The following is a 17,837-nucleotide window of genomic DNA, read 5'->3' on the forward strand; positions in this document are numbered from 1 at the left end:
TTCGCCCATCCTTCGCCCACCCGTCGGCCTTGCTTCGGCCATGACTCCGGGTCTGCCGCCCCGTCGCGCATGCGCCCTCGCCCTCGCCCGCGCCCTATGAGGCGAGGCTGCCGGCCAACCCCGTCTCCGCCGGGGCCGGTCGAGGCGGCGCGGCGAGCAGCCGACGGAGGTCGCCGACCGCGGCACGTCCCGCACGGTTGGCGCCGATGGTGCTCGCCGACGGCCCGTAACCGACGAGATGGACCCGCGGATCGCGCAGCGTGCGGGTGCCGTCCATCCGGATGCCGCCGCCCGGTTCGCGCAGGTGCAGCGGGGCGAGATGGTCGATGGCGGCACGAAAGCCCGTGGCATAGAGGATGACATCGGCCTCGACCGTGCATCCGTCGTGCCAGCGCACGCCCGTGGGCGTGAGGCGCTCGAAGAGCGGACGCCGCTCCAGTACGCCGCTCTCCCGGGCCCGCCGGACGGCCTCGGTCATCGGTAGCCCGGTCACGCTCACCACGCTCCGCGGCGGCAGCCCCTGCCTGACCCGCTCCTCCACCAGGGCGACCGCGGCCCGGCCCTGCTCCGCACCGAACGGGCCCTCGCGGAACACCGGCGGCCGGCGGGTCACCCAGGTCGTGGCGGCAGCGACCGGCGCGATCTCCAACAGCTGCTGTACGGCAGAGGTCCCGCCGCCCACGACCACGACCCGCATGTCACGGAAGCTCTCCGGCCCCTTGTACGCAGAGCTGTGCAGCTGACGTCCACCGAATGTCTCCTGCCCGGGAAACCGCGGCCAGAACGGCCGTTCCCAGGTCCCGGTCGCGTTGATCAGCGCCCGCGCCGCATAGTCCCCCTCCGACGTTTCGACCAGCAGCCGACCTCCCCCAAGGGCGCCGACAGCCTCCGTCCGGGGGTACCTCCCACCGTCGTCGCGCACCGCCGTCACGCTCACCGGCCGGTGCACCCGCAGCCCGAAGGTCTGCTCGTAACGGTCGAAGTACGCGCCGATCACCTCGGAGGACGGGCGTTGCGGATCGGCGCCGGTGAGTTCCATGCCCGGCAGCGCATGCATCCCGTGCACCTTTTCGTACGTCAGCGTGGGCCACCGGAACTGCCAGGCACCCCCGGGGCGCGGCGAGTGATCGAGCACCACGAAGTCCCGGTCCGGCACATATCCGGCCCGTCGCAGATGAACGGCGGCGGCCAACCCGGCCTGCCCGGCACCGATCACCGCGACTTCGACTTCGACTTGGACCTCGACCCCATGCACCCCGGTGTAGTTCATGATTCACCTAACGAGGTGAGGGGCGGCTGTCTTCCCGTTAGGTGCGGCTGTCCTCCGTGAGGCGCGGGTGCCGCAAGGCGCGGGTGTCCTCCGCGAGGTGCGGGCCGTTTCCCGCCACGGCCCACGGCCCACGGCCCACGGCCCACGGCCCACGGCCCACGGCCCACGGCCCACGGCCCACGGCCCACAGTGCACGGCCCCTGGTGCCCGGCCCACGGCCACATGGCCCCAAGCCCCCTCCGCCCCAACGCAGACTCAGCGGCCGCCGGCGATCAGCAGCGGCGCGCCGCCCGGTGCGGACGCCGGACGGCCATGGGCGGCCGGTACGCCCTCCAGGGGAGAGGGGCCCGCATCCAGCAGCCCGCGGGCGGCAAGCTCCGGCCGTACGCCCTCGCCGAACCAGTACGCCTCCTCCAGATGCGGATAGCCGGAGAGCACAAAGTGCTCGATGCCCAGGGAGTGGTACTCCTCGATCCGGTCGGCCACCTCGGCATGGCTGCCGACCAGTGCGGTGCCCGCACCGCCCCGCACCAAGCCGACACCCGCCCATAGATTGGGCGAGATCTCCAGCTTGTCGCGCGAGCCGCCGTGCAGCGCCAGCATCCGCTGCTGACCCACCGACTCGCTCTTGCCCAGTGCCTGTTGCGCGGCCGCGACCGTTTCCGGATCGAGGTCGTCGAGCAGTCGGTCGGCGGTGGCCCAGGCTTCCTTGGAGGAGTCCCGGGAGATCGTGTGCAACCGGATGCCGAACCGGACCGTACGCCCCTCCTTCTCCGCCAGCCCACGAATCCAGTCGATCTTCTGCTTGACCTCCTCGGGCGGCTCGCCCCAGGTGAGGTACACATCCACATTCCGGGCGGCGACCGGCCCGGCGGCAGCGGACGAGCCGCCGAAGAAGATCTGCGGCAGCGGATCCGGCGGCAGCGCCGTCAGACCGCCCTCGACCTGATAGTGCTCGCCCCGGAAGTCGAACGGTGCCCCACCCCACACACCGCGTACGACCTGCAAAAACTCATCCGTACGGGAGTACCGCCGGTCGTGGTCGAGATGATCGCCGAACCGCTTCTGCTCGGTCGAATCGCCCCCGGTCACCACATTCAGCAGCAGCCGCCCGCGCGAGATCCGCTGATAGGTCGCGGCCATCTGCGCCGCCAGCACCGGCGAGATCACCCCCGGCCGGAAGGCGACCAGGAACTTCAACCGCTCGGTGACCTGGGTGAGCGCCACCGTCGTCAGCCAGGCGTCCTCGCACCATGTGCCCGTCGGCGTGAGCACCGCCTCGAACCCCAACTGCTCGGCAGCCTTGGCGATCTGCGCCAGATATTCGATGTCCGGGGCCCGCACCCCGCTGACCGGGGTGATGCGGTCACGCCGGATGCCGCCGTCGGTGTAGGCGTGGCGGTCGACAAGGGTCCGCCCGTCGCCGCCGGTCGGCAAGAACCAATGCAGGTGTACGGACATCTCAGTGAGCCTTTCCATAGGTACGCGGTGCCGTGCTCGAAGGCGGCAGGTCACCGTTGAAACGGGGATCGACGAACTGTCCGAAGTCGAAGGAGCGGGGAATCAGCTTCAGCGCTGCGAACGAGTCGACGATCTGCTGCTCGGAGGCGATGGCGGCCTTGTCCACGGCGACCGTGACCGCCGTACCGCGGGTGCGCTTGACCGCGTCCAGCGCCACCTTGTCCGGCAGCCCGGTCTCCTTCGCCCAGGCCTTCGCCCAGACTCCGGGGTGCTTGAACACCCAGTTCTGCGCCCGCCGCAACCGGTCCGTGTAGTCCTTCAGCGCCGCCGCCTTTTTCTTGTCGTGCAGGGCGGCAGGCGCAGCCACCTGGAAGCTCAGCCCGTTGACGACGCCTTGTCCGGTGGTCAGCACCCGGGCATCGGCCTGATCCAGGGCCTGCGAGGTGTACGGGTCCCACACCGCCCAGGCATCCACCTTCCCCCGGGTGAACGCGGCGAGCGCATCGGCCGGCTGAAGGTAGTTGAGCGTGACGTCCTTCGAGGTCAGCCCGGCCTTCTTCAGCGAGGCAATGAGTTGGTAGTGCGCGGAGCTGCCCTGGGCGACGGCGATGGACTTGCCCTTCAGCTGCGCCGGCCGCTTGAGCGGGGAGCCCTTCTTCACCAGGATCGACTCACCGTCCGACCTGCTGTGCGTCCCGGCGATCACCTTGATCTTCGACTTCGCCGCCGCGGCGAACACCGGCGGGGTGTTCCCGACCGCACCGACATCCACCGCCCCCGCGTTGACCGCCTCCAGCAGCGGCGGCCCCGAGGTGAACGTCGACCACTTGATCTTGTATGGAAGGTCGTCCAACTCGCCGGCGGCCCGCAGCAACGCCTCCGAACCACCTTTCTGGTCGCCGACGTTGAGGGTCAGCGACCCCTTGCCGTCGGTCCCGCTGCCGGTACCCCCACCGGACCCGTTGGCCCCCGATGAACCTCCGCAGGCGGCCAGCAGCAGGGTGAGCGGGAGCAGCAGGGCGGCGGCCGGGGCGATAGGGCGTGCTCTCATGGGGCGTCCGTTTCCTTCGGGGGTGAGATGGGGGCGGGGTGGGGTGGGGTGGGGTGGACGAGGGGAGTGGGCGGCGGGGGAGACATCGGGCGTCGGGCATCGGGCGTCGGCGTCGGGCATCGGGCGTGGGGTGCGGGCCCGGCGGCCGTGCAGCTATGACGGTTGATCGCCGGCCCTTCCCAGCCGTGGCGGGGTCAGACAGCAGCGGGGGAGGCGTCGACCGTGGGGGAGCGGACGGCCTCCGGCTCGCCCCCGACCTCGCCAGAACCTTCACCGCCCTCCGCACCGTCCGTTCCCCCCGCTCCTTCCACGCGGTCCGCCCCCGCCTCGCCGCTCTCGCCGCTCTCGCCGTCCTTGTCCTCCACACCGAGGCGGTCGAGCAACCGGGCGCGCAACGCACCGAACCGTGGATCGGAAAGAGCGCGCGGCCGCGGCAGATCCACCGTGGTCTCGTACGCGATCCGGCCGTCCTCCATCACCAGCGCCCGGTCCGCCAGCAACAGGGCCTCCTCCACGTCATGGGTCACCAGCAGCACCGCGCAACCGCGCTCCCGCCACAGCTCGGCCACCAGGCGCTGGGCCTTGATCCGGGTCAGTGCGTCGAGCGCACCGAACGGCTCGTCGAGCAGCAGCAGGTCGGGCTCCCGCACCAGCGCACGGGCGAGCGACGCACGCTGGGCCTCACCGCCGGAGAGTGTCTTGGGCCAGGCGTCCGCCCGGTGGCCGAGTCCGACCTCCTCCAGCGCCCCTACGGCAGCATCGCGGCCCGGGCGGCCCGGCAGCCCCAGCAGCACATTCCGCCAGACCCGCTTCCAGGGCATCAGCCGCGGCGCCTGGAACGCCACGGCCTTGCGGCGCGGCACCAGCACCTCGCCGTCGATTTCCTGGTCGAGCCCGGCCAGCACCCGCAGCAAGGTCGATTTACCGCAGCCACTGCGTCCGAGCAACGCCACGAACTCGCCCGGCTGGATGGTCAGGTGAAGACCGTCGATAACGGCCCGTCCACCGAAGGACCGCACCAATCCGCCGACCCGTACGGCGGAACCGGAGAGCTCGGCACGCGTGACCTGCCGCCCCTGCTCGGTATCGGTCACTGACCCGTGAACGTCGGTCGCCATTGCAGCAGCAGCCTTTCGAAGGTACGGACGAGAAAGTCGGCAAGGAGCCCGAGGACCGCGTAGACCACGAGGCACACCACGATCACGTCGGTGCGGAAGAATTCCCTGGCCTGGTTCATCAGAAAGCCGAGGCCGTCGTCGGCGTTGACCTGCTCACCGAAGACCAGCGCGAGCCACGCGGTGGCCAGCGAATAACGCAGCCCGGTCATGGCGCCAGGAAGCGCGCCGGGCAGTACGACATGCCGGATGAGGCCCCACCGACTCAGCCCGAGCGACTGGCCCGCCTCCACCAACTGGGCATCGACACCACGGATTCCGGCATAGACATTCAGATACAGATGGAACGCCACACCCAGCGAGATCAAGGCAATCTTGGGAGCCTCGCCGATGCCCAGCCAGATGATGAACAGCGGAATCACGCCCACCCAGGGAATGGAGCGCAGCATCTGCACGGTCGCGTCGACCAGATCCTCACCGAGTCGCGAAAGCCCCGAGACCAGAGCCAGCGCCACACCGGTCACGCCACCCAACAGCAGCCCGACCGCGACCCGTTGAAGAGAAACCAGCATCGCCGACGGCAGCGTCCCGTCCGCGATGAGATCTCCGGCAGTCGCGGCGATGGTCCCGGGTGACGCCAGGATCTCGGCCTCCAGGGCACCGCTCGCGCTGAGCACCTGCCACAGCACCAGCAGCCCGACCGGCCCCACCGTACGGCGCAGCCACCGTGGCACCGACCATCGGCGACCGGAGACCGGATCGACGCGCACCAGCTCGGGCCCATCGGAGCCGGTCTCGGAATTCAGCCCCGCCCCCACCCCCTTCGCAAGCGAAGGCGCTGCTGCTTCAGCGGATATATCGGGCGGTGCATGACGAGCCACGGCCTGATCGACAGACATTAATACTCCACGAGGAGGAGGGAGAGGGAGAAAGCTGGGGAGGGAGGGGCTGTGCGGAAAGGAAGCCGCCCGCCGGGACTGCACGACGACACAGCGCCCAGCCGACGGCAACAAAAGCTCCGCCGATACCACCGCGCGCCAGACCGGCAGCCGGCAACAACACAACGATCTGCGGCAATCGCCCGAGAAGCCCCGAAAGGCCTTCAGGTCCCACCAAGACAGAAAGAAAAAGAGAAAGCCTCAAAACGGCCGCGCACAGCCGTAGCGAGCCGAACGGGCCGCAAAGCACCGCAAAACGCGAAACCTAAAACGACCTCAGCAACGACAACGGCGAGGGCAACGCAACGGCATCAACAACAGCCGCCGCGGCGACACGCGGCAGAGGCCACCCGCAGCAGGTCGATATGACCGCGCGTGGTGAGCAGGGCTGATGTAGACATGCCGCTGAAAGTAGCGGTGCGCCGCGAGAGGGGTCAAACGCCATCTCGGCTGGTGGACCTTTGTTGCCGGAGTATTGAGTCAGTATTGCGGAAGAGGCCCGCGGGGTGAGGGGAGAGGCTCGCGGGGTTGCAGACCCGGGCAGGCTGTCCGTACCAAAATGAACGCATGAGCACCGCATTCACCACCCGCACCCTTGACGTCACCACCGGCTCGTCGGAGACCGTTGCCGACCTCACCGCCGACTGCGCCGCCTTCCTCCGAGAGACGGCAGACGGCCGCGACGGCCTGCTGAACATCTTCGTTCCGCACGCCACCGCCGGCATCGCCGTCCTGGAAACCGGCGCAGGCAGCGACGAAGACCTCCTGGCAGCCCTGCACGACCTCCTCCCGGCCGACAACCGCTGGCGCCACCGCCACGGCCACCCCGGCCACGGCCGCGACCACGTCCTCCCCGCCCTCGTCCCACCCCACGCCACCCTCCCGGTCGTGGCGGGCAGGATGGCACTCGGTACCTGGCAGTCCGTCTGCTTGGTCGACACGAACACGAGTAACACGGACCGCCAGGTCCGGTTGAGCTTCCTGGGGTGACTTCCCCGCCTCCCGAGGAGCAAGTCTTGTCGGTCGGTCGCTGGCCGAGCCCGTTCTGGTCGCGGGCCGGCGTGTGGGGCCGGCTGCACGAGGCGATCCTGCACCGGCTCGACGATGCCGGCTTGATCGACGTCTCCCGCGTGGTCTTGGACTCAGCCCACATCAGGGCCAAAAAGGGGGCGAACTCACAGGCCCGTCGCCCGTGGACAGGGGCAAGCCGGGTTCCAAGATGCACATCCTGTCGGGCGCGAACGGACTACCCTTGGCCGTCGGCGTCTCGGCGGGGGAACACCCACGATAGCCAAGGACTGAAGCCGAAGGTCGAGGGTCACCAAACGAGACACGGCCCGCCCCGCGGCCGGTACCTCAAACCCGAGCGCCTGCACGCCGACAAGGCGCATGACCGCCCCGACCTGTGGAAATGGCTGCGTGGTAAGCGGATTGGAGTGCGGATCGCCCGCAAGGGCATCGAGTCCGCTATGAGGCACGGCGCGGAGCCGGTGGCACCCGGCGTCGTTCACTGGTGCGGAGGCAGGCTGTTGACGCGTTGGGGCTCCTTCAAGGAGCCAGGGGTTTTGCAGCCGCCACGCCGGCCAGTGTCCCCAGCCGCAGGTCCTACGCGTCGACCACGCTGTCGACCTTGGCCGGGTCGAGGGAGTCGAAATCTTTCATGAAGCTCAGCATCCGGGCGTTGACCACGTCGGGGTGGTCGATCTGCGGGCCGTGGCCCGTCGCGGCGATGATCTCGGCGCGGGCTCCGGGGATCAGGTGCGGCACCCTCTCCAACTGCCGCTGCGGGTGTACCAGCAGGCTGCGCTTGCCCATGATGAGGTAGAGCGGGGTCCGGATGGAGCGCAGCGCGTCCTCGGTCAGCGGCAGCGGCGCGGGGCGGCGGATCCGGAAGGCGCGGGCGCCCGCCTGGATCCACGTCCGCAACTCGGGAACGGCGATGACCGGTTGCTCCAGCCAGGAGGCAAGGCGCGGGCGCAGCGACTTGGGGGCGAAGCTGGCGAAGAGGCTGACGAAGACCCAGGCGAAGAAGCGCAGGCCCACCTTCTCCAGGCCGCCGGGGTCGAGGGCGGTGACCGACGCGAGCCGTCCGGGCCGGCGGTGGGCCGTGTTGAGCACCAGCCAGCCGCCGTACGAGGAGCCGACCAGGTGGACCCGGTCGAGGCCGAGGGCGTCGAGCGCCTCGTCGAGCCACTGGGCGGCGCGCTCCGGCTGCCACATGGGCTCGCGGTGGACGCTGCGCCCGGCGTCGCCGGGGGTGTCGAGCGCGTAGACGGGCCGTTCGGCGCTGAGCGCGGGGGTGTTGGGATACCACATCGCCGAGCAGTAGCCCGCGCCGTGGATCAGGACCACCGGCGTACGGGACTCGGCTGCCGGGTCCGTGGGGCCGTACCGGTAGACGTGCGTGGTGCCGAAGCTGGTCTCGACGTCCGTCTCGGAGCGGGCGGGCGCACCCATCGCGTAGACGGCGTCGCAGGCGGTGAAGTAGCGGTCGCGCAGCTCGTCGTTCACGTAGCGGCCGACATCGCGGCGCACACGGGTCGTGTTCTCGGGCACGGGGGCACCTCCGGGGAGATCCGTTCTTCGTAATACGACCGTACCATGACGATGGTACGGCGGTACCATAAAGGGGTCCGGGGGAGCCGGACCGCGAACCCACCACCGACGGGCGGAGACACCGGCACATGCCAAAGCTTGTGGACCATGAGGAACGGCGCACCCAGATCGCCGAGGCGCTCATCCAGGTCGCGGGGCGTCGAGGACTGCACGCCGTCGGCATGCGCGACGTGGCCGCCGAGGCCGGCGTGTCCCTGCGGCTTGTGCAGTACTACTTCGAAACCAAGGCGAAGCTGCTCTTCTACGGTCTTCAGCACCTGACCGACCGCTTCACCGCACGGGTGGGCGCCCGCCTGGCCGCCGCCGGTCCGAACCCGGGCCCGCGCGCGACCATCGGGGCGCTGCTGCTGGCCTCTCTGCCGACCGACGAGGAGAGCCGCACCTTCCACCTCCTCTACAGTTCCTACTCGATCCTGTCCGTGACCGACGACGCGCTGGCCGCCCAGCCCTTCATCGACGACCCCGACGCCGCGGAGAACGCCCTGACCGGACTGCTCGAAGAGGCCCAGGCGTCCTGCCTGGCCGATCCCGGCGCCGACGCGCGCACGGAGGCGATCAGTCTGCTCGCAATGACGGCGACCCTGGGCACCAGCATCCTTGTGGGCCAGCGGAGTGCGGAGTCGGCCGTCGCGGTACTCCATCACCACCTGGACCGGATTTTCGCGACCCCCGAGACGTCGGCGGTCGGGGAGGGACCCATCTGAGGTGCCGTTGCGGTACTTGTGGCACGCGAATGGCACGCGGCTCTGAGGGATTCTAGCGACGAAAAAGCCCGGATCGCCGACCCTGGGCCTCGACTATGGAGCGGGTGACGGGAATCGAACCCGCGCTCTGAACTGGGAATCAACGGGGCTCGGGTCGAACAGGCGGCATCTGACCCGGGCAAACGCCGCTTCCTGGACCGTCCCGCCGTGTCCCGTGGTGCCCCCCCCGTGACCGGTGTTGACCGGACTGAAGGGCACGGATGGGGCACGCCCGGCCACGGTGCTGATCGCACAGCGGCAGCGGCTTGTCGGTCGGCGAAGAATCTTGATTCGCGGTCAGAACCTCCGGAGTCGGTTTGCAGCAGCACGCCACAGTGCGTAACGAGAGCGGAGAGACGCTGCCTCCGCCATGCCGGATGGGCGCGGAGTGCTCGCCCCTCGACAAGCGATGGCACAGGCGAGCCATCTTCTACGCTGGATGGGCTGACCAAGTGCACAGGGGGAACGCCATGCTGTATTGCGAGCGCCACGAAATGCACAACTGCGCTGATTGTGTGCCTGATGACCGTGTACGACGTGCTGGTAAGCGTCCTGACGGGACCAAGCCGGGCTGGGCAGGATGGCCGAAGGGGGCAATCATCGTTCACGACAGTGGCAAGGCCCACCTCCCCGGGTGTGCTCACCTCTCGGACAGCCGGATTCAGGCCCCGAAGTTTGGTTGGGTGACCGCTTCCGCTTCCGGCACGTGGCGACGACTCTCAGAATCCAATCCGCTCAAGGTGTCTGAGGGCAACACCGAACTCAGGGGGATAAGCCGTTGCCGTAGCTGCGATGCCACCCAATAGCCCACGTACCCCTGGTGGAACCGGTCAGCACTGAAACAGGCTCCGGTGGAACGCGCGCGGCCTGGTCCGTAGCTCCGGTCAGCCGGCGCCCGCGAAGCCTCCAGCCGGCACGGCGGTGACGGCAGCGTGGCCGGGGCCGGAGCCCTGGGTCGCATAACGGCCGACCTGTGCCATGGTCAGGTCGACGGGCGGACCGGTCGGTGCTTGAAGGCGTCCCTGATTTTTGCCGCGGCCTGCTTGATGTTGCCCTTGACTTGGTCTCTGCGGCCTGCGGCCTGCGGCCTTCGGCCTGCAGGCGCCGACTGCCGGTGGCGCGGCCGCTTGTCTTCTTGGCGTCGCCTTTCATCGCTTCGGCTTTGTGCGCGATCTACCGTCACACGTGAGGTCAAGGCCGAGGTCGGTGAGGTGCAGACCGCCATCGATCTGGAGCTCGTCGTCGACTACGGCGTCGCGATCGCCGAGGTCGCGGGTGTGGTGCGGGAGAACCTGATCTCCGCAGTGGAGCGGATGACGAGCCTGGACGTCGTGGAAGTCAACATCGCGGTGAGCGATGTGAGGCTGCCCGACGAGGAGGACGAAGAGGAAGAGGAGCAGCGCGTCCAGTAGCCCCGTAAGCGGGGCAGCTGAGCGAAGGAGTGCATGATGAGTAGGGCTATGGCCGGGTTGATTGCGGGAATGGCTTTGGGCTTCGCCGGGTTTTTCGGCGGCTTCGGGGGCTTTCCTGCTGGTGGCGGCGCTGGGCGTCGTCGGACTCATGGTCGGGCGGCTCATGGACGGTGACCTGGGGCCCGGCTCCTTGTTCCGCCCCCGCGACGACCAGCAACGGATCCGAGAGGACCGTCGACGGGTCCATGAACAGTGGCTGCGGTGACCGGTGACGCTGCTGATGCCCGGGCGGTGGGCGCCGTCCCGGTCCTCCCGGAACTGATCTTCGGTTCCGGGCCCGGCATGGGGGCCGGCGCAGCGACGGCCTGGAGTGCCGCCTGGCTGGGCCCGCGGGTGGTGCGCCGGTAGTGCCGTTTGACGCGAAGCACTGAACGTGCCTCCATTGCGGGCCGGATGGGAGCCTTGGGCATTGACGCTGGGTGTCACCAGTGGGCTACTTGGTGTATTCGCGCCGTTGTGTCGCCGAAGAAGAGGCTCTTTCGATACCTGCCCCGTCCGTCGGCGATGGACCAGGGAGCCCCTATGCCAGTCTCGCCGAACCAGGGATCCACCGGCGGGGGCGACGCAGTGACCCTCACCGGCAGCCACTTCACCGGCACCACCGCCGTGCACTACGGCTCCCGCCAGGCCACGAGCTTCACGGTCGTCAGCGACACCACGACCAACACCATCACCCCCTCCGGTCACGGCGCCGTCCCGGTCTCCGTCACCACCGCCGGCGGAACGGGGGTTGTGGGCACCTTCTACTACCTGCCGCCGCCCTCCTTCCGCATCGAACCTCCTCCCGCGGGCCCTGTGGGAGGCGGCAATACGGTGATCTTCACCGGCCTCGGCCTCTACACCACGAGCGAAGTCAGATTCGGTACGCAGACCGCCGTGTTCACCGTCGACTCGGACGGCCGGCTCACCGTGACCGCCCCAGCGGCGGCCTCCGCGGGTCCGGTAGGGGTCACCGTGACCACCAGGGGCGGAGTCGCCAGCGGAGTCACCTATACCTATCTCAACCCGCCTTCCGTCACCGCCGTCACCCTCGACTCGGGACCTGTGGACGGCGGCAATCTCGTCGTCATCACCGGGACCGCGTTCTCCTACACCACCAGCGTCACCTTCGACGGCACACCCGCCCTCTCCTTCCGGGTCGCCTCCGACACCGAGATCGACGCCGTGGTACCGGCCGGAACGCTCGGCCCGGCCGACGTCACCGTCACCACCCTCGGCGGCACCACCACCGCTGCGGACGCCTACACCTATCTGGGACGCTTCGCAGTCCTGGGCGGAGCGTCGGTCACCAACACCGGTCTCACGACCGTCACCGGAGATCTCGGCGTAAGCCCGGGAGTCTCCATCACCGGATTCCCACCCGGCCAGGTCAACGGAAGCATCCACAACTCGGACGCCGCCGCCGTCGCAGCCCATGCCGACCTGGTCACGACGTACAACGACGCCGTCGGCCAGACCCCGGACGCGAGTATCACCGGAGACCTCGGCGGCCAGACACTGCCCCCCGGCGTCTACAACGCCGCCTCTTCCATCGGGCTCACCGGCACGCTCACGCTGGATGCCCAGGGCGACCGCAACGCCAGATGGATCTTCCAAATCGGATCGACCCTGACGACGGCAACCGCGAGCCACGTGCTCCTCATCAATGGCGCCACGGCCAGGAACGTCATCTGGCTGATCGGCAGTTCAGCCACTCTGGGCACCGACACCGACTTTGCAGGAAGGGTCCTGGCCCAGATTTCGATCACCGTGAACGCCGGCGTGACGGTCAACGGCCAGGTCCTGGCCATCAACGGCTCTGTCACTCTGGACACCAACAGAATCACTCGCCCGTGGTGACGGAGCCACACGCTGCGAGACCGGGGCGTGCACCGTTTCGCGCTCGCTCCGGACGCGTCCCGCTCACCCTTCGGGGACGGAGACTCCCTCGGACACGGGGGCGGCGTCGAACAGGCACCCAAACCTATCGCCGCGGGTCCAGGCCCTGAGTCCGTCCGGCGGATCCCTGGTGACACCGAATCGTGAGCGCGCGCCATCGAGCCGTGACGGATGCGATGTGATGCCACCCTACGGCGATGCGTCAGCAAATTTCGGGCCGGTGGCGCTTCCGCCGGGGACCGCTGCATCGGATGCGTGACGCGGCCGTGTCGCACTCTTCCCGGCGCTAGCATCCTGCGCTGGGACCGGCACCTGCCCCGCTGCCGCCAACCTGACCCTGTGCCAGCCCTACGACACCGCTAAGAGAACGGTGTCCTGGCTGGCCGGCTGCCGACGCCTCCACCGGCGCTACGAACGCAAGCCCGAGCACTTCCGCACCTTCGTCGGTATAGCCGCAGCCCTCATCGGCTACCACCGACTCACCAACTGGCACAACGTTTTGAGGCTCTCCGCTCCGAAGCGGCGTCCTCTGTGGTGATCGTCCGGGTGGGCTCGGTCACAGCAGGTGCTGCGACCGAAGGTCCGCCACGTACTTGGTGATCAGGTCCTGCGACAGATGGGGGATGTCGTTCTCCTTGTTGAGGGCGGCGGTCCGCACTGCCGCGCGGAATTGGTCCGCCGGCAGGGCGGAGCCGGGCAGGGGCTCCTCCGGCCTGGTGAAGGCGTGCAGCAGGGGGAGCAGCGAATGCTGCCTCTGGCGATCGGGCAGGCCGCGCATGGCGGTCTCGAAGCGCTCGAGCCACTCGTCGTAATCGTGGATGCGCGTGAGCGGGTGTCCGGTTGTCATCAGCCAGTCGACGAAGGTGTCGAGGGAGATTCCGTCCTCGTGTGGGTTGACGACGTTGAAGGTCCGGTGCCCCTGCCGTGTGTGGTCGCCCAGCGAGGTGATGGCCTGCGCTGTGAAGTCCACGGGGAGTGCGTCGTAGTGGCCGCTGCCGTCACCGGTGCCCTGGGCGTAGAAGCTGCCTGGGGCGATTCCTGTCGCCAGCAGGCTCAGCAAGAGGCGTGTGAAGATGTCCGGGATGTTCAGTTGGCCCTGGTAGTGCGGGTGCGCGAGGATCAGGTTGGAGCGGAACACGGCGACCGGCAGGCCGAAGGTGTCGTGTGCCTCGCGCAGCAGTACCTCGCCCGCCCACTTGCTGGCGCCGTAACCGTTCGCGTAACGGTTGTCGAGTTCGCGTGTTCCGCAGGTCGTGCGGATGTCCGCCGTCTCGTTGGCCGCAGCCTCGGACCCGAGGACGACGGCGACCGTCGACAGGTAGGTGAACTGCTTGATCCGGGAGGTGGCCGCGAGCCTGATCAGTTCGGCCGTACCCAGCACGTTGGGGCCGAACAGTTGGTCGTACGGCAGGACATGGTTGACGAGTGCCGCCGGGTGGACGATCAGGTCCACGGTGTCGGCCAGCCGCTGCCAGGTCTCCTTGTCGAGTCCGAGGTCGGCCTCCCCGATGTCGCCGGCGATCACCTCCAGATGCTCGGCGGCCAGGCCGCGATAGCGCTGGAGGAGTTCCGGGTCGCCGCTGTCGAAGGCCGCGTCGAGCCGTGCCCGGGCCAGCTCGTCGGTGCTACCACGGACCACACACACCAGCGTGCCACCGCGCTCTGCAACGCACTCCAGCCATTCGAGGCACAGGAAGCGGCCCAGGTAGCCGTTGGCGCCGGTCAGCAGGACGGTCCGTGCCTCGGGCAGTGGACCGGCCGGCCCGCCGCTCTTCGCCATGGTCTCCGTGTCGAGGAACGCGTCAAGCGTCAGGTCGCCCGCCACGAGCCGCGTCGCGCTCGGTCCGTGGACGCTGTCGGCGGTCGGGCGCTGGTGTCCCGACGCAAGCGCCTTCTCGATGTGATCGGCCACCTGCTGGAGCGTGTTGACCGGGTTGACGACGACGTTGACAGGGACGTCGACGTGGAAGATCTCCTTCAGCAGCTGGGAGAACGACAGCGCGGAGAGGCTGTCACCGCCGAGTTCGAGGAAGCGTGTGCCGGGCTTCATGTCGGCCTGTGGGTGTCCGAGAAGCGCTCGGGCGGCCCGGAACACCGTTTCCCGTACGGGCCGGGACGGGCCGGCCTGGCGCAGTGCCTGGAGTTCGTCGGTCTCGCGCTCGGTCAGCTCGGTGTACAGCGCTTCGAGGCGCTCGCCGTAGCGATTCGTCAACGCAGGCCGCAGCAGCTTGCGGACTTCGGAGAGCAACCCGTTCTGCCGGCTGAACGGCTCGGTCTCGATGAGGAAGTCCCGTGGGATCTCGTACGAGTTGAGGCCGGCCTCGGTGGCGAGGCGTTGCAGGGACTCGCGCAGGATCGTCCTGAGGCGCTGGGTGTCGTGGCCGACGAGGTCGAGCGCGTCTTGTGTGGGCACGATGACCGCGAGCAGGTAGGCACGAGCACTGTTGCCGTACACGAAGATTTGCCGGACGACCGGACTGCCGGTGAAGAGGGCTTCCAGACGGGAAGCGGCCACGAACTCGCCCTGTGACAGCTTGAGGACGTGGGAACGGCGGTCGACGTACACCAACTCGTCGGGACCGATGCGGGCCATGATGTCGCCCGTGTGGTAGAAGCCGTCCTCGTCGAAGACCTGGGCGGTGGCATCCGGTCGCTGGAAGTAGCCGGAAACGAGCCGGTCGGACTTGATCAGCAGTTCGCCCCGGGGATGCGGCGAGTCGGTGCGGAAGTATCCCAGCTCGGGCACATCCGCCAGTTTGTGGTCGGTCACCGGCGGGCGCAGCACCCGGCCGTCGAGCGAGACCACTCCGGCTTCCGTCGACCCGTAACCGTCGAGCATCCTGACGTGCAAGCAGCTCTCGACGAACGCCGTCATCTCTGCGCTCAGCGGGGCCGAGGCGCTGACGGCCCACAGGAGGCGCCCGCCCAGGGTCTTCTCCCGCAGCTCCTCCTTCACGCGGTCGGCCTGCTCGGCCGCATCGCCTCCCGCGCCCACGTCGTTTCGGCGGGTCAACTCATTCTGGTAGCGCTGGAAGAGCATGTCGGAGATGCGGGGCACCATGATGAACTCGGTGGGGCGGACCAGGGAGAGGTCCTCGAAGAGGGTCGACAGATCACTCGACGCCACGAAGTAGGCGATGCCCCCCTTGGCGAGCGTGCCGAACAGCACACCCCGTCCGATCATGTGGCTCAGGGGCATGTAGTTGAGCACGATGGACGGCCGCGTCTCCTGGTCAGGTACGAAGTCGACCCAGAACTGCCTGACCAGGCGCTCGGTGTACATGGCGCCTTTGGGGGTGCCCGTACTCCCCGAGGTGTAGATCAGCGTGCTGAGCGCCTCGGCTGTCGATCCTTCGGGACTCCGGGGAGCCGGTGGCAGGCTCCTTCCCCGCTCGATGATGGACGCCAGCGTGTCCAGGGTGACGCCTCGCCCCTGTGTCGCGAGTTGGCCGCGCGCCCAGTCCAGCCTCTCCTGGTGAGCGGTGATCTCGGGATGGTGGCCGAAAACGACGATCCTGCCCAGCGACGGGGCGTCCGCCGCGACCTGGAGCGCGACGTCGAGGTGTGCCACGTCCACCGCGAGCAGACGCGGTCCGGTCTGCGCGACGATGGGGGCCAGGTGCCCCGCGGAGGCGCCGGCCTGGAGAGGAACGCACACCGCACCAGAGCGGACGCAGGCCAGATCCACCACGGTGTACTCGGCGCTTGGGGGACCGAGAACCGCGACGAAGTCACCCGGGCCCACCGCGTGGTCGGGGTGGTGCCGCCACTCGGAGGCCACCGCACCGACCCGTCCCCACAGTTCGCCGTAGGTGATCGTGTCGAACCGCTTCAGGAGGCGCAACGTGGTGCGGCCCGTATCCGGGTCGGTGACCGGCTCCGTGGCACGCTCGCCCAGGGCGGGTCGGTCCGCGTACCCCTCCATCACCGTGGCCACGAGGTCGGCGAGCGGTAGGCCCGGCCGCCGGATCGCCTCGGTGACGGCTTCCAGGGGCGCGGCGCCGCGGAACTGCGGATCTGTCGCGTACAGGTGAGCGCTGCGCTCAGCGGTACGCGCGCTGAACTCGTCAGTTTGGGGCTTCGAGTCGGACATGAGTGGTCTCCTCTGTGGCCTTAAAGGCCCGTTCGTCGGGAGGAATCTTCACTTTTCGGGCAAGGGAAGGCAGGGGACGGCAGGGGAAGGCAGGGTGCCGTGGTGCTGGAACGGACCCGGGCCGGGCACGTGGCTCCGGCTCGGGCGAACGAGGTGGGGGAACGACGCGTCGAGGTCGTGCACTTGGTGGTTCGCGCTGCGCCGTAGCGAGTACCTGCCATGGCACAGCTGAGGACAATCAGGGCAATGAGCGGAAGTGTCCAGCTGCTCGTGATGTCGTGCAGGGCGCCGAGGAGGAGGGGTCCGGCCGCCGCTACGAGGTAGCCGATGGACTGCGCCATGGCTGCCGGCGCGGCAGCTTCGCCGGAGCTACCGGCGCGTTCGCTCTGAAAGGTCAGCGCGAGGACGAGGCACTCGCCACCGACCAGACCGAGCAGGGTGCACGCCGGAACGGACAGCGCGGGGGCGGACACCAGCGCGGCGAAGCCACCGGCCACAACGACCGAGGTCCCGGCCGCAGTCCATCGTTGGTCGGGACGGCCCCGGGTGAGCAGGGGCTGGAGACTGCCGGCTGCCAGGGCGATCAGCCGGTAGAAGAAAAGCATCCATCCGGCCGTGGTGCCGGTCGTGCCACGGCGAATCAGAATGCTGGGTGGCCACGCGACGGCGGTGTGTAAGCCCAGGGGCTGCAGGTCCCTGAATATGCTGACCTGCCATGCCCGTCGCGACCGCCGAGGGGGCCGGACTGCGGGTCACGTCGGCGGAGGCTTGGGGCCTGTCGCCCCGTGTCCGGGGTAGCCAGACGGCGAACGCCGCGATGGTGAAGGCAATACCCCAGGTGACAGCGGTGTGCCAGGAACCCGGCAAGGTGTGGGAAAGCGGCGCGGAGATCCCGGAGGAGACCGCGGCCGTGACGCCCAAGACAGTGACGTAGAGAGTACTGATGCCCTGAATGCGGTGTGCGGCCCCGCTCCGCCTGATCAGAGCGGGTAGCAGCACATTGCCGAACGCGATGGCAGCAGAAAGGATCACGGTCCCGGCGAACAGGCAGATCACAGAGGGAATCGACCGGACCAGAGTTCCGGCGGCCGGCGTGCCAAGGGCTGCCACCAGCAGGCGTGCGGTGCCGAGCCGGTGAGAGGTCCGGGCCACCAGAGGCGGCGTCGCGGCGTACGTCAGCAGGGGGAGGGTGCTCAGCGG

General features: G+C 68.9%; 14 protein-coding genes and 3 pseudogenes. 8 read left to right on the forward strand and 9 right to left on the reverse strand.

Annotation, left to right across the window (positions count from 1 at the left end):
* Positions 1–94: 94 nt before the first annotated feature.
* The 6 genes from ACF088_RS14075 to ACF088_RS14100 all read right to left on the reverse strand — a co-directional run bounded on the left by ACF088_RS14075 (position 95) and on the right by ACF088_RS14100 (position 6,236).
* Positions 95–1,270 carry an NAD(P)-binding domain-containing protein gene (locus ACF088_RS14075; protein WP_392375961.1) on the reverse strand — a complete coding sequence of 392 codons (1,176 nt, stop codon included), beginning with the start codon at positions 1,268–1,270 and terminating at the stop codon, positions 95–97.
* A 255-nt stretch (positions 1,271–1,525) separates the two neighbouring features.
* Positions 1,526–2,731 carry an LLM class flavin-dependent oxidoreductase gene (locus ACF088_RS14080; RefSeq protein ID WP_392375962.1) on the reverse strand — a complete coding sequence of 402 codons (1,206 nt, stop codon included), beginning with the start codon at positions 2,729–2,731 and terminating at the stop codon, positions 1,526–1,528.
* Between the two features lies 1 nt (position 2,732).
* Positions 2,733–3,782 (reverse strand): ABC transporter substrate-binding protein, encoded by a 1,050-nt coding sequence (locus ACF088_RS14085; RefSeq protein ID WP_392375963.1) that lies wholly within the window; start codon positions 3,780–3,782, stop codon positions 2,733–2,735.
* Between the two features lie 194 nt (positions 3,783–3,976).
* Positions 3,977–4,900, reverse strand: a complete 924-nt coding sequence (locus ACF088_RS14090) for an ABC transporter ATP-binding protein (protein ID WP_392375964.1) — start codon at positions 4,898–4,900, stop codon at positions 3,977–3,979.
* On the reverse strand, positions 4,873–5,796 hold the full coding sequence (locus ACF088_RS14095) for an ABC transporter permease (protein ID WP_392375965.1): 924 nt from the start codon (positions 5,794–5,796) through the stop codon (positions 4,873–4,875). The genes ACF088_RS14090 and ACF088_RS14095 overlap by 28 nt, the downstream gene beginning before the upstream one ends.
* 350 nt (positions 5,797–6,146) lie before the next feature.
* Complete coding sequence (locus tag ACF088_RS14100; protein WP_355780374.1) at positions 6,147–6,236, reverse strand: putative leader peptide; 90 nt, start codon at positions 6,234–6,236, stop codon at positions 6,147–6,149.
* A gap of 166 nt (positions 6,237–6,402) precedes the next feature.
* On the opposite strand from ACF088_RS14100, the gene ACF088_RS14105 reads away from it, so the two are divergent.
* Complete coding sequence (locus ACF088_RS14105) at positions 6,403–6,825, forward strand: secondary thiamine-phosphate synthase enzyme YjbQ (RefSeq protein ID WP_392375966.1); 423 nt, start codon at positions 6,403–6,405, stop codon at positions 6,823–6,825.
* Positions 6,826–6,881: 56 nt separating this feature from the next.
* Positions 6,882–7,358 (forward strand): annotated as a pseudogene (locus tag ACF088_RS14110) (transposase); the annotation flags it as partial.
* An 82-nt stretch (positions 7,359–7,440) separates the two neighbouring features.
* On the opposite strand, the gene ACF088_RS14115 reads toward ACF088_RS14110, so the two are convergent.
* Entirely contained in the window at positions 7,441–8,391 is a 951-nt protein-coding gene (locus ACF088_RS14115) for an alpha/beta fold hydrolase (RefSeq protein WP_392375967.1), read from the reverse strand.
* 128 nt (positions 8,392–8,519) lie between these two features.
* Here ACF088_RS14115 and ACF088_RS14120 point away from each other — a divergent pair, with 128 nt between their 5' ends.
* From ACF088_RS14120 to ACF088_RS14140, 5 genes and pseudogenes are all read left to right on the forward strand, one after another.
* Positions 8,520–9,155 carry a TetR/AcrR family transcriptional regulator gene (locus tag ACF088_RS14120; protein ID WP_392375968.1) on the forward strand — a complete coding sequence of 212 codons (636 nt, stop codon included), beginning with the start codon at positions 8,520–8,522 and terminating at the stop codon, positions 9,153–9,155.
* A gap of 1,211 nt (positions 9,156–10,366) precedes the next feature.
* A pseudogene (locus tag ACF088_RS14125) lies at positions 10,367–10,606 on the forward strand (Asp23/Gls24 family envelope stress response protein); the annotation flags it as partial.
* Between the two features lie 36 nt (positions 10,607–10,642).
* A pseudogene (locus ACF088_RS14130) lies at positions 10,643–10,871 on the forward strand (hypothetical protein).
* The gene (locus ACF088_RS14135) at positions 10,868–11,014 is read left to right on the forward strand and encodes a hypothetical protein (RefSeq protein WP_392375969.1); all 147 of its coding nucleotides are present in this window, start codon (positions 10,868–10,870) and stop codon (positions 11,012–11,014) included. Before ACF088_RS14130 ends, ACF088_RS14135 begins: the two are co-directional and overlap by 4 nt.
* Before the next feature lie 174 nt (positions 11,015–11,188).
* Complete coding sequence (locus ACF088_RS14140) at positions 11,189–12,505, forward strand: ice-binding family protein (protein WP_392375970.1); 1,317 nt, start codon at positions 11,189–11,191, stop codon at positions 12,503–12,505.
* Between the two features lie 595 nt (positions 12,506–13,100).
* Here ACF088_RS14140 and car read toward each other — a convergent pair.
* Together car and ACF088_RS14150 are read right to left on the reverse strand one after the other, a co-directional pair.
* Entirely contained in the window at positions 13,101–16,637 is a 3,537-nt protein-coding gene (car, locus tag ACF088_RS14145) for a carboxylic acid reductase (protein ID WP_392375971.1), read from the reverse strand.
* Positions 16,638–16,657: 20 nt separating this feature from the next.
* Positions 16,658–17,242, reverse strand: a complete 585-nt coding sequence (locus ACF088_RS14150; RefSeq protein WP_392375972.1) for a hypothetical protein — start codon at positions 17,240–17,242, stop codon at positions 16,658–16,660.
* A gap of 110 nt (positions 17,243–17,352) precedes the next feature.
* Between ACF088_RS14150 and ACF088_RS14155 the strand changes: the two genes are divergently transcribed.
* Complete coding sequence (locus tag ACF088_RS14155; protein WP_392375973.1) at positions 17,353–17,571, forward strand: hypothetical protein; 219 nt, start codon at positions 17,353–17,355, stop codon at positions 17,569–17,571.
* Positions 17,572–17,837: the final 266 nt, after the last annotated feature.

The organism is Streptomyces sp. NPDC015125, from assembly GCF_043080045.1.
Taxonomy (GTDB): Bacteria; Actinomycetota; Actinomycetes; order Streptomycetales; family Streptomycetaceae; genus Streptomyces.

Coding starts and splice junctions, on each gene's coding strand:
- ACF088_RS14075 (WP_392375961.1), bottom strand. CDS start 1,270: ATGAACTACACCGGGGTGCATGGGGTCGAGGTCCAAGTCGAAGTCGAA.
- ACF088_RS14080 (WP_392375962.1), bottom strand. CDS start 2,731: ATGTCCGTACACCTGCATTGGTTCTTGCCGACCGGCGGCGACGGGCGG.
- ACF088_RS14085 (WP_392375963.1), bottom strand. CDS start 3,782: ATGAGAGCACGCCCTATCGCCCCGGCCGCCGCCCTGCTGCTCCCGCTC.
- ACF088_RS14090 (WP_392375964.1), bottom strand. CDS start 4,900: ATGGCGACCGACGTTCACGGGTCAGTGACCGATACCGAGCAGGGGCGG.
- ACF088_RS14095 (WP_392375965.1), bottom strand. CDS start 5,796: ATGTCTGTCGATCAGGCCGTGGCTCGTCATGCACCGCCCGATATATCC.
- ACF088_RS14100 (WP_355780374.1), bottom strand. CDS start 6,236: ATGTCTACATCAGCCCTGCTCACCACGCGCGGTCATATCGACCTGCTG.
- ACF088_RS14105 (WP_392375966.1), top strand. CDS start 6,403: ATGAGCACCGCATTCACCACCCGCACCCTTGACGTCACCACCGGCTCG.
- ACF088_RS14120 (WP_392375968.1), top strand. CDS start 8,520: ATGCCAAAGCTTGTGGACCATGAGGAACGGCGCACCCAGATCGCCGAG.
- ACF088_RS14140 (WP_392375970.1), top strand. CDS start 11,189: ATGCCAGTCTCGCCGAACCAGGGATCCACCGGCGGGGGCGACGCAGTG.
- car (WP_392375971.1), bottom strand. CDS start 16,637: ATGTCCGACTCGAAGCCCCAAACTGACGAGTTCAGCGCGCGTACCGCT.
- ACF088_RS14150 (WP_392375972.1), bottom strand. CDS start 17,242: ATGCTTTTCTTCTACCGGCTGATCGCCCTGGCAGCCGGCAGTCTCCAG.
- ACF088_RS14155 (WP_392375973.1), top strand. CDS start 17,353: ATGCCCGTCGCGACCGCCGAGGGGGCCGGACTGCGGGTCACGTCGGCG.